Origin of the sequence: Solibacillus sp. FSL W8-0372, assembly GCF_037969735.1 — a bacterium.
In the GTDB taxonomy this organism is placed as follows: Bacteria; Bacillota; Bacilli; order Bacillales_A; family Planococcaceae; genus Solibacillus; species Solibacillus faecavium.
This window is the reverse complement of record NZ_CP150204.1, coordinates 3,186,235-3,201,506: the sequence shown is the minus strand read 5'-3', so window position 1 is coordinate 3,201,506 and position 15,272 is coordinate 3,186,235. Positions and strand designations below refer to the sequence as shown.

General features: G+C 34.7%; 13 protein-coding genes. 10 read left to right on the top strand and 3 right to left on the bottom strand.

Going from position 1 to position 15,272, the window contains the following annotated elements:
• From MKY13_RS16435 to MKY13_RS16425, 3 genes are read left to right on the top strand one after another with little or no spacing between them, the layout of a single operon-like run.
• A complete protein-coding gene (locus MKY13_RS16435) occupies positions 1-3,456 on the top strand; it encodes a hypothetical protein (RefSeq protein ID WP_339213948.1) in 3,456 nt (1,151 codons plus the stop codon).
• 12 nt (positions 3,457-3,468) lie between these two features.
• A complete protein-coding gene (locus MKY13_RS16430; RefSeq protein ID WP_339213946.1) occupies positions 3,469-4,944 on the top strand; it encodes a hypothetical protein in 1,476 nt (491 codons plus the stop codon).
• Positions 4,945-4,968: 24 nt separating this feature from the next.
• Positions 4,969-5,319 (top strand): hypothetical protein, encoded by a 351-nt coding sequence (locus MKY13_RS16425; protein WP_339213944.1) that lies wholly within the window; start codon positions 4,969-4,971, stop codon positions 5,317-5,319.
• A gap of 118 nt (positions 5,320-5,437) precedes the next feature.
• Here the strand turns inward: MKY13_RS16425 and MKY13_RS16420 are convergent, their stop codons facing one another.
• A complete protein-coding gene (locus MKY13_RS16420; protein WP_339213942.1) occupies positions 5,438-5,692 on the bottom strand; it encodes a hypothetical protein in 255 nt (84 codons plus the stop codon).
• 357 nt (positions 5,693-6,049) lie between these two features.
• On the opposite strand from MKY13_RS16420, the gene MKY13_RS16415 reads away from it, so the two are divergent.
• From MKY13_RS16415 to MKY13_RS16385, 7 genes are all read left to right on the top strand, one after another.
• Positions 6,050-7,069, top strand: coding sequence for a DNA/RNA helicase domain-containing protein (locus MKY13_RS16415; RefSeq protein WP_339213940.1), 1,020 nt, complete (start codon positions 6,050-6,052; stop codon positions 7,067-7,069).
• Between the two features lie 81 nt (positions 7,070-7,150).
• Positions 7,151-8,671: an IS21 family transposase gene (gene istA / locus MKY13_RS16410; protein WP_318245237.1), complete on the top strand. Its 1,521-nt coding sequence runs from the start codon at positions 7,151-7,153 to the stop codon at positions 8,669-8,671.
• A 1-nt stretch (position 8,672) separates the two neighbouring features.
• The gene (gene istB / locus MKY13_RS16405) at positions 8,673-9,425 is read left to right on the top strand and encodes an IS21-like element helper ATPase IstB (RefSeq protein WP_191701900.1); all 753 of its coding nucleotides are present in this window, start codon (positions 8,673-8,675) and stop codon (positions 9,423-9,425) included.
• A gap of 41 nt (positions 9,426-9,466) precedes the next feature.
• Positions 9,467-10,147, top strand: a complete 681-nt coding sequence (locus tag MKY13_RS16400; protein ID WP_339213938.1) for a DNA/RNA helicase domain-containing protein — start codon at positions 9,467-9,469, stop codon at positions 10,145-10,147.
• 175 nt (positions 10,148-10,322) lie between these two features.
• Positions 10,323-11,452, top strand: a protein-coding gene (locus MKY13_RS16395) for an IS3 family transposase (RefSeq protein ID WP_339212252.1) whose coding sequence is annotated in 2 segments (ribosomal slippage) — positions 10,323-10,569 and positions 10,569-11,452 — 1,131 coding nt in all. Because the reading frame shifts where the segments join, the coding sequence is not laid out codon by codon here.
• A gap of 99 nt (positions 11,453-11,551) precedes the next feature.
• Positions 11,552-12,163, top strand: coding sequence for a hypothetical protein (locus MKY13_RS16390; protein WP_339213937.1), 612 nt, complete (start codon positions 11,552-11,554; stop codon positions 12,161-12,163).
• Between the two features lie 92 nt (positions 12,164-12,255).
• Positions 12,256-12,735: a hypothetical protein gene (locus MKY13_RS16385; protein WP_339213936.1), complete on the top strand. Its 480-nt coding sequence runs from the start codon at positions 12,256-12,258 to the stop codon at positions 12,733-12,735.
• A 256-nt stretch (positions 12,736-12,991) separates the two neighbouring features.
• Here the strand turns inward: MKY13_RS16385 and MKY13_RS16380 are convergent, their stop codons facing one another.
• On the bottom strand, positions 12,992-14,281 hold the full coding sequence (locus tag MKY13_RS16380; protein ID WP_339213934.1) for an RNA-binding domain-containing protein: 1,290 nt from the start codon (positions 14,279-14,281) through the stop codon (positions 12,992-12,994).
• A gap of 506 nt (positions 14,282-14,787) precedes the next feature.
• A complete protein-coding gene (locus tag MKY13_RS16375) occupies positions 14,788-15,270 on the bottom strand; it encodes a hypothetical protein (protein ID WP_339213932.1) in 483 nt (160 codons plus the stop codon).
• Between the last annotated feature and the right edge of the window lie 2 nt (positions 15,271-15,272).

Here is a 15,272-nt window from a genome sequence, read left to right as displayed (position 1 = left end):
ATGACATTTAAAACTAGCGTAAATATTCGTTTTGATATCGGTAAGGAAGAATTTGTAAATCGGTATATACCAACACCATCGCATACAGAAGCATTGATCGGATTATTAGATGGGTTTTTAGGAACAGGTAATCGTTCTCATATTATTGTTGGTGCATACGGAACAGGTAAGTCTCTCTTAGCAACAGTTGTTAGCACGTTAATGTCAAATAGAACTAACAGTATTGAGAAATTAACGAATAAATTTAAATATTTCAATGATGAAATTGCTGAAAAAATTCAGCAAGCTAATAAGACAGAAATAAAATATATTCCTATTGCTTTAAGTGGTAATGAAGGTAGATTTAGAAAGTCCATTATTCAAGGTATTGTGCAAGCTGTTCATAATGAAGGGATTGAAGTCGTTTTACCAGGGATATCAGCAAAAATTATTGAATCTATTAACGTTTGGGAAAAAAACTTTCCATCGACGTTTGAACAGTTTGAAAAGCTTATGACAGAGGCAGATTATAAATTTGAAGAACTAATTAAGAAAATTGTAGGAGAAGATGAACCAACAATTCAATGGTTCTATGACGTCTATCCAAAATTAACTTCTGGTGCAACTTTTGAAGCTGATTATAGTGATGGTTTTCTTAAAAAGTTAGATTATCTTTTAAACATAGCTAATCAGAATAACTTAGGATTTATTGTTATTTATGATGAATTTGGTCGTTTCTTACAAGGGCTACCAAGTGAACTAATGAATGAAACTATGCAGGATATTCAAGATTTAGCTGAAATCGCTGATCGTGAAAAGGCGCTTCATGTAATGTTAATTACTCATAAAAACTTAAGACAGTATTTCACGAGCTTTAACGATGAAGTTGCTAAGGAATTCCAACGAGTTGAAAAGCGTTTACGACAATATAGTATTTCTAGCGACCAAGCTACATTTTTAAAAATTGCTGAGGTTATTTTGTCGGAAAACCTAGAGAACAAACCTGGTATCCATTCGGATTTAATTCCCCAAATGACGAAAGGAATTCAAACTTTTCCGCTGTTCCCGATTTTAAATGTTGAAGATCGTCAACGAGTTGTAATTGAATCATTATACCCGGTACATCCAGTAACTCTTTACTTATTACCGAAGCTTTCAGGGGTATTTGGTCAAAATGAGCGTACACTATTTACATTTTTAGAAAGTACAGAAACTGGTGGACTCCAAAATCATATCTCAAAAGGGGAAGAATATTATTTACCAAATAGGCTCTTTGAGTACTTCTTTGCAACAATAGATGATGGTGATTTAAATAATGCTACTTCTGAGCAGTTGATTTTGTATCGAAAAGCATTATCCCGCATTGATAGCAGTCAACTAGATCCTGAATTAGCGGATGCGATTTTAAAATTTATTTCGCTATGGCAAATTTGCAATCTAACAGTGCAGCAAAAAATAACAACAGATTTCATTCAATTTGCTTTGTTATTAGAAGATAAAGCGTTAATGTATGCGTTAAAACATTTATCAGATGTTAAAGCAATTCGCTTTAATCCACTTATCTCAGCATGGGAAATGCACGCAGGTAGTACAGTCAATTTACAGCATAAAATAACGAAGAAAAAAGACTCGTTTGTATTAAATCAAGAGGTTGTTCGTAAGGAGTTACTAGCAAATAATAAAGCAAAATATTTCTTCCCAAATTACTATAATGATGAAACTGAAATGACCCGCTTTGCTAAGGTGACACTAATATTAGATTCTGAATTACAAAAGCTAAATCAGTATCGACAAAAAAATAATCATTACGATATCAATATTTATTACATCATTCCAGATAACACGAACCCGAAAAAACTGTTAGAGTATGTTCGCAATATGCAGTGCTTTAAAAAAGAAATTTTTGTTATCCATCCAAATCCAGTGAAAACCATAAAAAAAGACCTTGTCAATGCTGCAATATTGGACACATTTATGGAGGATAAAGCATTACTAGCTGAGGATAAAGGAATTTTAGAAGAAATTAAAATTCTTCAAAAAGAAGCGACGTTTGCAATTTCAAAATATATTAATAAGCTTCAAAGGTTAGAAAAAGATCTTTTATGGCATCACGTTGATAAATCTACTAAACCAACATCAGACAAAGATATTTCTGAATGGTTATCTGATTTGTGCTCAAGTTTATATCCTTTAACACCTAAAATTGTTAATGATTTATTTAACCGAATGAAGTTATCTTCACAACAAAAAGCTGGGGCAAAACAATTAATTAATGGTGTTTTAGAGCAGCCAAAGGAACCGCAATTTGGTATTTCAGGTACCGGTCCAGCGTATGCAATTTATGCGGCAGTGTTTAAAAATAATAAGCACTTTGAAGAAAATATTCATACAATGGACTATGAAAAAATCGATTATGAGCCATATGCACAATTACGTCATGATATTTTAAAGCAATTAGAACGTAAGCCAATGGGCAATTTTGCTGATTTAATAAAAATCTTCACAGCATCTCCATATGGTATTAGACAACCAGTAGTACCATTACTTTTAGTAGCTTTATTGCGTGATCGTTGGAGTGAATTTATGCTTTATAGAAATGAAATTTTTATTCCTGGTTTAAATGGAGAAAAGCTTTATGAGATTTTAGAAGAAGAAGGCGCAGAAAACTATAAGTACTCATATGAAAAGATCGAGGATAACCATTTGAAGTTTTACAATCAAATTGATGAAATATTTGTTGACTTCAACGAAAATCGTTTAGAAGGACAAAATGTTTCTAGATTGATTCAAACTTGTGGAACTTTAGTTAAATGGTTACGTTCATTACCTCGTTATGTACAAATTTCACAAAATGTTACTGTGGAATTTGATAGATTCCGTATGCTTATTAAGCAAACTGAGGTAAAACCACAGCAAAGCTTGAATGAACTTTATAAATTATTTGGTTGCGATATCGATTCAATGCGCTCAATGAAAAAATATGCTGAAGAGTTAATTCAAGAAAAACGATCACAGGCAATTGAATCTTTTGAAAATATTACATCGATTGATTCACGTGAGCAATTATTAAGTTGGTTAAATCAATATGATGAATTTAAAAAGTCTAATGACTTAGTGAAAGCTTTAAACTATGCAGAATCAAACCAAGAGTGGATTGACGAGTTTATAGAATTATTTACAGGGGTTCGTCTTGAAGACTGGTCAGATAAGACATTTGAAAAGTTTGAGGGTGAGTTAACGGAAAGTTTTAAGGAATTGACTGTGAATTTGTCTGAAATGGCAGCGGAAAATCAATCAAACTCTATTATATTAATGGTTGGCGATCACAAAAAAATTATTACTAAGACAGAGTTCTCGGTAAAATCTAAAACAGTGTATACCAATATTGATCGCATATTGAAAAATGCTGGTAGAAGCATTCCGAAAAATGAGATTGAATATATGATTTATTTACTAACTAAAGATTATATTGAATAAAGAGGTGAAGGTATGGAACAGCATATTGTAATTGGTTTTGGTGGGATTTATAGTGCATATACAATTCAAGAGTTACAAAAAACGTATTCTCCAGATGTAATAAAGTTATTTTTTATAGATTTATTTAGTGATGTTTCAGATGAACCCCTTTATTTGAATAATGCGTTATTTATGAGTAACGTTGCAGAAAAACTGGGGGTAGAGTTGATTACACCAGATATAACGTTACAGACCGACAAATCGATAGATTCAAATTTTAATGAAAATATCATATCGAAGTTATGCGCAGTTTCGGAGCAAATTAAAACAATGTACGAAGATTTATCAAATATTGTATTGCATTTTCCGATAGTCCCTAAAAATTTAAATGGTCAAAATGAAATTTGTATCGAAAGTGTTGAAAATGATTGGGCAGATAATTTTGAAATAAAAAGCTTATTTGAGCAACTATTACCTGAAGTACAAGTACAATTTACAATTGAAGATTTAGCTACAAAAGTTAATATTAAGGAAATTATTCAAAATGAGTGGGGGATTGATTTACCTCGTTCAGAACGAAAACGTGTACACATCGCGATGTTTTCAGGTGGTGCTGGTAGTGCATATGTTTCCTACTACATGGTACAAGCATATCGTAAAGAGAATTGTAAGTTATTCTTTACAAACACTTTGTGGGAGGATGAAGATAACTTACGCTTTATGGACGAAGTATCAGAATATATAGGTTTAGAAATTACTGAAATATTGGATGGACGTACACCAGAAGAAGTTTTTTTTGATATGAAATATCTAGGGAACTCGCGTTTAGCAAAATGTTCGGAAGAATTAAAAGTACGTCAAACATTAATATACTTGGAAGAGCTTCGTGATAATGAAAAAGTAGAGCCAATTTTATACTTCGGTATTGCTCCACATGAAAAGCATCGTCGTGATGATAGTCATGTGAAACGTCGTGATAATATTGTTGAAGAGAACAGTAGTGATATGAATATTCGTAAAGCTGCTGGAATCCGTTCATTCTATGCCCATTTTCCATTAGAGCCGATTGAGACACGTTTTCCGTTAATTGAAACGTTACGTGAGGATATTGATGCGAAAGGAATTATTAAGTATGAATGGGGAATTGAATTACCTCGTATGTATACTGCTGCTGTAGAAGCTGCAAAACTTGAAGATAATGTTTTAGCTCAAAAGTTAGTGGCAAAAGGTATTAACGGCTTCTCGCATGCCAACTGCGGTGGTCGTTGTGTGCGTGGAGGATTTCAGCACTATGCGACACTTTATGCAATTTGGCCAGAGCAATACAAAGAACAAGAAGATATGGAAAATCGATTTCGTGACCATTTTAATAAAGATGTATCTATTTTAAAGAAAAACGGTGGTCCATATACATTAAAGCAATATCGTGAAGATATGGAATCGAGTGGAGTAGAGAAGTTTTTATTCCAACCAGATGATACTATTCCATGTGTATGTTCATTCTCTTAAAATACTTTAATTGGGATGTGAAAAATGGTAGTTTGTGAAAAATGCTTAAAGGAATCAACAACTGAATTAATTTCAACAGATCACTTTAGAGGTGAGGAGATTAAGCAATATTGTGAGGATTGTTTTTTTGAAGGTTTACAAACAGCGTTTAACGATCCAGATTTAGTATGTAATTGTGGTGTGAAAATGGTATTAGAAGTTAATGACAAGGAAGAAATAGTAGATATAGTTAGGGAAAATGAAGTTATTTTTTATGCTTGTGAAGAAATTGTCAAAGCAAGATTAGATATGGACAATAATATAATTGAAGAATTAGAACAAAATCATGATTTAGTGGGTTTTTATATAACTCAACCAGAAGCAGACTATGAATAAGCTACTTAACGCCAATAACGTTTATTGTTATTGGCGTGTTATTTATAAATAAATTGTTGAATATTAAATTTTTGGAGCGATAAACATTAAATTGATAAGAATATAGTGAAGATAAGTACTATCTAATCAAAGCCCCCAATATAAATTTTTCCGCAGTAAACATAGCTTCTTCTTTAGTGGAGAAGATACCTGTTACGCCATTTATTATTTGATCTTCTACCTCAATACTATAATCCGCAGAATACTGTTGTTCCATATACTTTTTTAAAGTGATGGAGATGGTTACGTCTTCGTAATTAAAAACTTCAACGTCATAGACTTCGGCTTCGTATGTACCTAATTCATAAATAATCGATTTTTCTAATCCAATCATGTAAATTCCTCCATTCATATTATACTTCACCTGTAATTATATGGTAAAACGTAGAAGAAGACTATTGTCTTTTTGATAATATTAATAAAATTATTAGAATATTTTACTTTTTTATCCAAATCTCAACTTTAGCGTTCTTGACAGTAACTTCTCTATATTGCTAACCAAAAAACAAAGTTGAAATATTTCACATCAAATTTTAATTCTTATTGTTGTTGGAAGATGATTATTACCTAGTTCTTTGTTATTATTAAGGCAATATTTTGGTTTAAGTAACTCATTGAACCTACAAGTACTTAGTTGTACAACGGTTAATCAAAAACGCATATATAAATTTAAAATAATGTAGGTGAAAAGATGTCAGCAATCGAAATCTTGTCTTGGTCATTCAAACAAGATAGCATCAAACAGATAAATAACGCAGAGCAGTATTTAAATTATCCTGTTATTTACGTATTGAACGGTAACAAAGAGGCTTACATTGGTGAAACCGTTTATTTCAAAAATCGTATGAAGGCCCATTTAAAGGCACGTAAAAATATCGACCAGATTAATCTCATCAAGCATGAGGAATTTAATCGATCTGCAACATTCCATTTAGAAACGAAACTCATCAATTACTTTCTTGGTGATGAAAAATATACACTTCAAAACAAAAGTAAAATGGCCAGCGATTTTACCCACAACTACTACAACAAACCGTACTATGATCAACAGTTGTTTAAAGAAATTTGGCAGAAGCTATATGAGCAAAAGCTTGTGGATCATGAGCTACATACAATTGAAAACAAAGACATTTTTAAATTATCTCCTTTTAAAGAGCTGTCCCTGGAGCAACTTGAATTAAAAGAAAAGGTACTCGAATTTTGCGAGAAACAAGTACAGGCAGCTACATCTGCATATGGCAGCCTGTTAGTTATCGAAGGTGAAGCTGGGGTAGGGAAGAGTGTTGTATTAAGTTCGATTTTCAACACGATTCAAGAGCGAGCTGAGGAAGCGTCCTCGCCGTTGTATAAAACTGAAAATTATTTAGTCGTGAATCATGAGGAAATGTTTAAAACGTATAAAGGGATTGCGAAGCAGGTGAAGCATTTAAAAGGAAAGAACTTTGCGAAGCCAACGCCTTTAGTGAATACACTTCAAAAAGAGCAGAAAAAAGCGGATATCATTTTTGTGGATGAGGCGCATTTATTACTCACTAAGTCAGATACGTATAACAACTTCCACGGGAATAATCATTTAGAGGAGCTTTTAAAGCTAGCAAAAGTAGTAGTCATTATTTATGACCAAAACCAAGTACTGAAATTGAAAAGCCTTTGGGGTGCAGCAACTGTAACCGCTAAAATAAACTTAACAGTTTTTGCTCATTTCAAATGAACACTTTTCATCTAAATAATAGTTTCCTGTAAACTGGAAATATCAGTTTATAAGGAGGCTGTCCCAATGGAGGAGAAGCTTGTGTTACATATTGAAATCCATCAATTACGAAAACGTCGTTTAAGAATTGCACAGATTGCTAAACGACTTAAAATTTCACGTAATACTGTGTATAAATATTTAGATATGTCATTTGAAGATGCAGTAATTGAATTTAGTCATACTGGTCGAAAGAAAAAGCTAGATGAATACCGGGATTGGATTGTGAATTGGTTACGTGAGTATCCTAGTTTAACGGGTGCACAAATTTTAGATTGGCTGCAGGAGCAGTTTCCATCAATTAATGTTGGAGAAAGTACTGTAAGACGCTATGTAAATGAAATACGTGAGATTTATCAAATTGAAAAGATAGACGAACCTCGAGAATACGAAGCGGTAATTGAACAACCACCAGGCAAACAATTACAGGTAGATTGGGGACAAACGATTCAAAAAACAACAGATGGCAAAGAAGTAAAATTATATTTTATCGCCTTTGTTTTAGCACATTCTCGTCATAAATATGTCCTTTGGTTAGATCGTCCTTTTACAACAAGGGACACCATTGGTTGCCATGAAAAGGCTTTTCAGTTTTACGAAGGTGTGACAGATGAAATTGTTTATGATCAAGATAATTTAATTGCGGTAAGTGAAAATGCCGGCGATCTCATTTTAACGAAGGATTTTCAGCAGTATGTCAAAGACCGTAAGTTTAAAGTATACCTCTGTCGAAAAGCAGACCCTGAGTCTAAAGGGAAAATAGAAAACGTTGTAAAATACATTAAGTATAATTTCGCTAAAAATCGCATCTATACAACACTTGAAGATTGGAACCATCGGTCTTTGAAATGGTTAGAACGTACAGGTAATTATAAAGTGCACAATACAACAAAAAAAAGACCTTTCGAAGTGTTTCTCCTGGAAAAGCAACACTTAAGAAAAGTCTCTACACCGCTTTCTATAATAGAAAGCAACCATACAGAAATTATAACAAGGAATGTGAACAAGGACAATACAGTTCGGTACGCATCAAATCGATATTCGGTTCCATTGGGGACTTATACGAAATATCCAATCATACATTTAGTGCCCCAAGGGCAGAAACTAAAAATTTTAGCACCGCATACTGGAGAAATTCTTGCGGAACACACAATTAGTTTAGAAAAAGGAAAACTTATAAAAAATTTAAATCATGGACGTGATCGCTCCACATCGCTCGATCAATTACAACGAAAAGTGCTTACATTATTTCCTTATGAAGATGCTGAGCAATATATTGAAGATGTTTGCCATACATACGGTCGTTATCGTAGAGATCAATTATTACTGTTCCAAAAGGTTGCGAAAGAGAGTCCAGAATGGATTCCAGCAGCGATTGATAAATGTATTCAAGAAAAGTTATATAGTGCAAATGAGTTTCGAGACGTTGTTGCCTATTTTAAGCGGACAAAAATCGAACCAGAGCAACCCACAACTGTTGTAAAAGAATCAAAAGAATCTCTAAAAATAGCTGTTCAAACGAGAGATTTAAAAGAATACATTCATCGTATGGGAGGTAAATAAAATGAGCAAAAGTGTGGTAGATATTCAACAAGCTTTTAAACAATTACGTTTAGCAGAAACGGCTGAGGGGCTCCCTGAGCTTCTCCGTCAAGCTGAACAAGTATCATGGACTTATTTAGAATTCCTTGAGGAATTAACAACATTAGAGCTTAGAAGACGTGAAGAAAAGAGCATAGAGAAACGCTTGGCTTGGGCGCGATTTCCTTATCATAAACCCTTGCATATGTTTCAACTAGAAGAACAAACAGCGATTACAGAGCGTCAAATGAAGCAGCTGCAAGAGTTTCAATGGTTAGAACAAAGTTATAATTTAATTCTTTTAGGACCACCTGGTGCAGGTAAAACATTACTGGCCGTAGGCTTAGGCATTGAGGCAATACAAGGAGGCTTTCAAGTCTATTTTATTACAATGGGTGAACTAATTCAGTTACTGAAAACGGAGGAGTTTACGCATCGCTCACAAATCCAATTAAAACGTTTGCGGGCGTCAGATTTAATTATTATAGATGATGTGATGTATATGGCTTTAGATCAACGCGAAGCAACGTTATTCTTTCAACTCGTGCACCAGCTGTACGAGCAAAGTTCACTCATTTTAACATCGAATCGAAGTCCAGAAGAATGGACAGAATTAGTGGACAATCAGGGAATGATGACAGCTATTTTGGATCGGCTGTTACATCGAGTCGAGGTTATTCATATGAACAACGAAAGTCATCGTTTAAAACATCAGCAAAAGATTTTTAACGAATAAAAAGTGTTCATCCTTAATGAGCAAAAAATGTTCAATTTGGGTTGACGGTTACAGCAACAGTACAGCAACTAAAAAAGCTGAGCGCGTATAACGAGGAATACCAGCTAACAAACCAGTTCCGCATGCAAGCAAATGATGAGGTTATCAACTGGATTAATGCATTTAAACGCAAGCAATTATTGCCACTTCCTCATGATGAGAACTATGAATTTGAAGTATTTGAAACATTGAAAGCTATGCATGACAAAATTAAGGGGCAAAACAAGCAATTTGGTCTGAGCCGTGTTGTGTCAACATTCGATTATTTACATAAAAAAGATGGCGGTACGTATTATGTGAACGAATCAAATGGCGAATACAAAATGCCTTGGAACACAACAAGTACGAAATACACTTGGGCAGAAAAGCCAGAAACCATTCATGAAGCTGGCTCTATTTACACAATTCAAGGCTTTGATTTAAATTACGTTGGCGTGGTGCTCGGTCCATCTGTACAATATGATGCTGCTAAAGATGAAATTGTTATTGATACGAGTAAGTATATGGATAAGGGTGCATACACAGGTACAGAAGGTATTGCCAATGTGAATGAAGCGAAAGAAAAGATCGTCCTAAATTCCATCAATATTTTAATGAAGCGTGGTATTAAAGGGCTTTATATTTATGCGAGTGATGAAGGGTTGCGTAATAAATTGCTTTCGTATCAAAAAGAAAACATGTAAGTGAATTGCGTAATTAGGGATATTAAATGGGAGTTGGACTCTTGTTTAATATCCCTTTTCTTATGGGAAAACCCTTCAGCATAAAAATATTGAATTGTGAATAGGCTACACTAAGTTGGACAGATAAAATAAGGGATTGTAAACTTAGACTATCAATTAAAGGGAGCGTGCTATTATGACACGTCAACGTCGAACATTTACACCCGAATTTAAACTGCAATTAGTGAAGCTTTATGAAAACGGTAAGTCTCGTGCAGACATTGCCCGAGAATATGATATTACGCCTTCTGCGTTAGATCGCTGGATTAAGAATCACCAGGAAACAGGTTCGTTTTCAGCGAAGGATAATCGAACAGAAGAAGAAAATGAAATGGCTCGATTACGCAAGGAAAACCAACGTTTATTAATGGAGAACGATATTTTAAAGCAAGCGGCGCTGATCATGGGACGAAAATAAATGTGATTCGTAATAACACTCACAAGTATTCGGTATCAGCAATGTGTGCCGTCCTAGATATTCCAACAAGCACGTATTATTACCATGCCGACCTTTCTGGGAAGCGTGAAAAGAAAGTTGAAGAAATAGCACTTACAAAGGAAATCGCAAGTATCTTTAAAGAAAGCCGCAATAATTACGGTACACGTAAAATCAAGAAAGAATTAATGAGATTATCTAAACCAAAACAGGTTTCCCGTCGTCGAATTGGACGGATTATGAATGAACTAGGGCTTGTTTCAAACTATACTGTAGCTCAATTTAAGCCATATAAATCAAGCTGTAACGAAGCACCTGTTAAGAACGAATTGAAACGCGAATTCAATCAAGAAGAACAGTTAGCTGTCATTGTCAGCGATTTAACATATGTCCGTGTCGGAAAAAAGTGGCACTATGTATGCCTATTTGTCGACCTGTTTAATCGTGAAATCATAGGTTACAGTGCTGGTAAAAATAAATCAGCAGAGCTTGTATATCAAGCAATCTCGAGCATTCAGGCCAACCTGCATGACGTCAAAATGTTTCATACGGATCGTGGAAAAGAGTTCGATAACAAACTAATTTCAGAGGCACTTGAAACGTTTGGAATCCAGCGATCACTGAGCATGAAGGGATGTCCTTATGATAACGCCGTGGCTGAAGCAACATTCAAGGTATTTAAAACAGAATTCGCTAATCAAGCCCACTTCACCTCTCTTGAACAGCTCGCTCTTGAACTTGGAGATTACGTCCATTGGTTTAACAACTTACGAATTCACGGAACACTTGGCTATTTAACGCCTGTGGAATTCAAGCTGCAACCCTTATAATTTTTGTCCAGTTTAGTGTTGACATTCCATTGAGATATAACTATGAGTATGTAAAAAAGCATTCTCGCATAAACCTTGTGCCAATATGGAGGCTATAAAATGAGCTCAGCTAAAGACGACTTTTTGGATTCAATTGATCCTTTGGAGAGAAGTAAATTGATAAAGATTGTTAACGGTAACTTTAAAAAGTACGATCAACAATTCGTGGATGAGTTAGCAGAAATAGAAGGATTTTTTTATGAGGAAGATGAAGAGGATATCAATTTTGAAAGTGAAAAGAATATCCTGACATTAGGTTATATTAACAATGGTTATTTACCAGATGAGTGCGATCCTGAAGAGAATGTATTTGATTTATCACGCAAAATTGTCCATTTTATCTTTAGAAACGGCATCATTGAAGATATGCATGCTGGTAAATATGGTTATGATGAGTTCTCAAAGATTCCTGAAAATACACCTCTAGAAGTCATTAGCCAGCTGTCTGATAATGATATGATGGCTTTAAATAAGTACATGATGGACCGAGTAGGTTATATTCTGCACTTACTACAAAATGCGGAGTACAGTAAGCTTCATTATATATTGGATAAGGAAAAGTATTTCGGAAATGACTGGGATCGTCCGGATATAGAAAAAATAGAAAAGGATACGGAAGACTTATTGTTAATTGAGTTTTCTCATCTAAAGAATCATGATCATAATAGTTAAGTACATCTTGGTTTATCAGGATGTGCTTTTTTTGCTTCACTTACAGTGGTTATGGCATTCTAAAGTAAACGCCATTAGAGGGGGCTTTGTAAATGATTTTAAAAAGAGGCGTAACCGGCTTTACTAAAGGGGATTTATCACTTGAACGGGATGAGGCGGCATGTACGGCTGAATTTAAGAAATATTGCTACTCGTATGTCGGGCAGTTAAATGGTAAGGTTATGGCCTTTTATGATCCGGATATTGATGTTGGCTATGCTCATGCCCATGTGAAAATCGATGGGGAAGCGTTCTATATTTTTTATAATGATCTATATGATTATGTAGCTTTCACAAGTAATTGTGAGATGGGGGACTTAGATTTTATTGACCATCCATTATTGGCGGACTTGTTTGAAAATCCTTATCAAGTATTAACCGCAGCCCAATTAACAGAGTCGTTAGCATTTCAAGCTAGTGGCAGTGGGAGGATTCTATTGAATGAAAATGACCTGAATGATGTGGAGCTTCATTTTATGAAACATTTTAGATCACAGACGGTAGGGGATTTAATATTTAATTATTGGGATTAGTATTTTCATAGTTATTTAATAAATAAGGGAAAGTTTTACCGCTATTACCGCTGATTTAAGGAATAACGTGAAAATAAGGGGAGAATGTTCCGCTATTCCGTCCTAAAGGCGTTATTTTCATGCATTTTTACTGAATAACGGAAAACTGTTCCGCTATTTTTGCTGATTTAAGAAATAATGTTAAAATAACGGAAATTTGTTCCTTTAATTAACGAGCCTTCCAAATATACGAATTGGAAGACTCATGTATTTGATATTATTCGTAATTAGATAAAACCTGATACTTTGTCTTTGGTCCGCTGCCGACCCGCATAATTTGTCCGCTTTGTATTAATTCCTCAAGAATTTTCCGCACTGTCGCTTTACTTTTTTTCAAATAATTTTCGAGGTCTCTTGCAGTAAATTCTTTACTTTGTGCTAGCCAGTTAGATAATGCTTCATTTTCATCAGTAGGCGTGAGTGAAATATATTTAGGAAGTGTTACGACGAAAGCATTCGGTCCAACCGTCCAGTACGGTTCCATTACACTGCCTTTATAGCTTTCTCTCATTCGTTGTAAGCCTGTGCCGTAACTTTCAATCCATTTTAATCGATACAAAACATTTGCAAGTTTTGGGTTGCGGCTTTGCGAGATGCCTAATTCAATATCTTCTAGCGTTAAGCCTTTCACGAGACCACCAACTGAAACAAGCTCCAGTCGATCCTGGAAGAGGTGGATGAGGATGCTTCCGCTAAAACTATAATCACGGTGTGTGAATGCGTTTATGAGTGCTTCACGTAATGCGTAGCTGGGATAGGTTTCAGTTTCAATCCTTTTAAGTCCTTCAAAATGGGCATGCTTTGCGTTATTGAGTGATAAATATTCATAGACAGCTTCCACTTGCTTTAAAATCGAGCCGCTAAATTCTTTTCGGTCTTGGAATTCTATTTTGTCATTACCTAAATAGCGTGCGCATTTTATCGTATGTTCACATTGATCGGAGAAAAGTAGACCTAAATTTGTATAATAGCCGTCTTCTGTGATTAGTCCGAGGGTGCGCATTTGTTCTGGACCGAATTTTAAGTTTTGTTCATCAAAAATTCTCTTCGCCTCAGTAAACGTCAATTCTTGTTGTAAGCTTCGCATTGTTTCAAAATTGGTACCGTCCGATTCAATAATCATTTGTCGGATATTTTCTTCGGAGGCATTTGTAACAGATGTTCCATAGCGAATAAAGACACCTGATGGTTTCATACCCTTTGCTTTTAAATGATAAGGACGACGAGTACCTCTCGCAACACTAATTTTTACAACGTTCTTACCTTCTAATTCAATAATTTCTAAAAAAGTATGCACTAAAATGTCTGGTTGGATACTATCGTGTAGCATACTCGAAACCGATTCGAGTACTTTATCTGCATTTTCTAGACCAATAATTGACCCATCATCATCAACGCCGATATAAAGCTCGCCACCTTGTGTATTTGCAAAAGCAATAATTTCCCGCTTAATAGCATCGGTTAATTCCCGCTTAAATTGTAAAGTCGGTGATTCTTTCATTTTCATTTCATTCACCTCTACCGATTATAGGTAAAAAATAATCGATTATAATCGATTAATCAATTGATAAGAATAATGCCTATTATAGAGTTATATGTAATAGCAGAATAAATGATACATTTATCATATGCTAATTAATAATAATATAAAATAGTGCATGCAGTTATTAGATAGCGTATTTGTTAAATTCAATCAGTGATCAAATGGTAGGCTTCTAAGTGTTTAATTATTGGGATTAATATTTTCAAAGTTATTTAATAAATAAGGGAAAGATTTACCGCTATTGCCGCTGATTTAAGAAATAACGTTAAAATAAGGGAAGAAAGTTCCGCTATTCCGTCCTAAAGGCATTATTTTCATGGATTTTTACTGAATAACGGAAAACTGTTCCGTTATTTTCGCTGATTTAAGAAATATTTTTAAAATAACGGAAATTTGTTCCTTTAATTAACGAGCCTTCCATATATACGAAATGGAAGACTCATGTAGAGGATCTCCTGTTGAGCAACAAACTAATTAACCAAACTCTTTTCCTTCACAGCCTCCACAGCAACCTCCCCAATATAATAAGGAAACTTTTTAATGCGCTCCTTTAGTATAAACATATAAATTTCCTCATCGGTTTCTTGATGGTAGATGCTTGTGTACTTGTGCTGGTTGTAAATGCTGTGCCACTTTGTTGGTTTGGTTCCGTAAATAGAGGCGTGGAGCATTTGGGCATCGTATGGTGTTTGGGCAAAGTATAGGGCGTACTGGGTAGGGGAAATGCTTGTTGCATACAGCTTGATGCGATTGATACCGAGTACGTCGCGTTTATTCATTTCATGGATTTCGGCAATTTCTTCTTCTGTAAACGGGACTTCGTATATACGCGATGGGTCGTCCTCCTTTTGCAAATAGCCTTTCTTTAAAGCGAGGTAAATCCAGTAAGCACCGAAGTTTTCCTCGTATTTGATCATTTCAAGTAGCAGTGTATAAACGGTTTGTTTCTCCATTT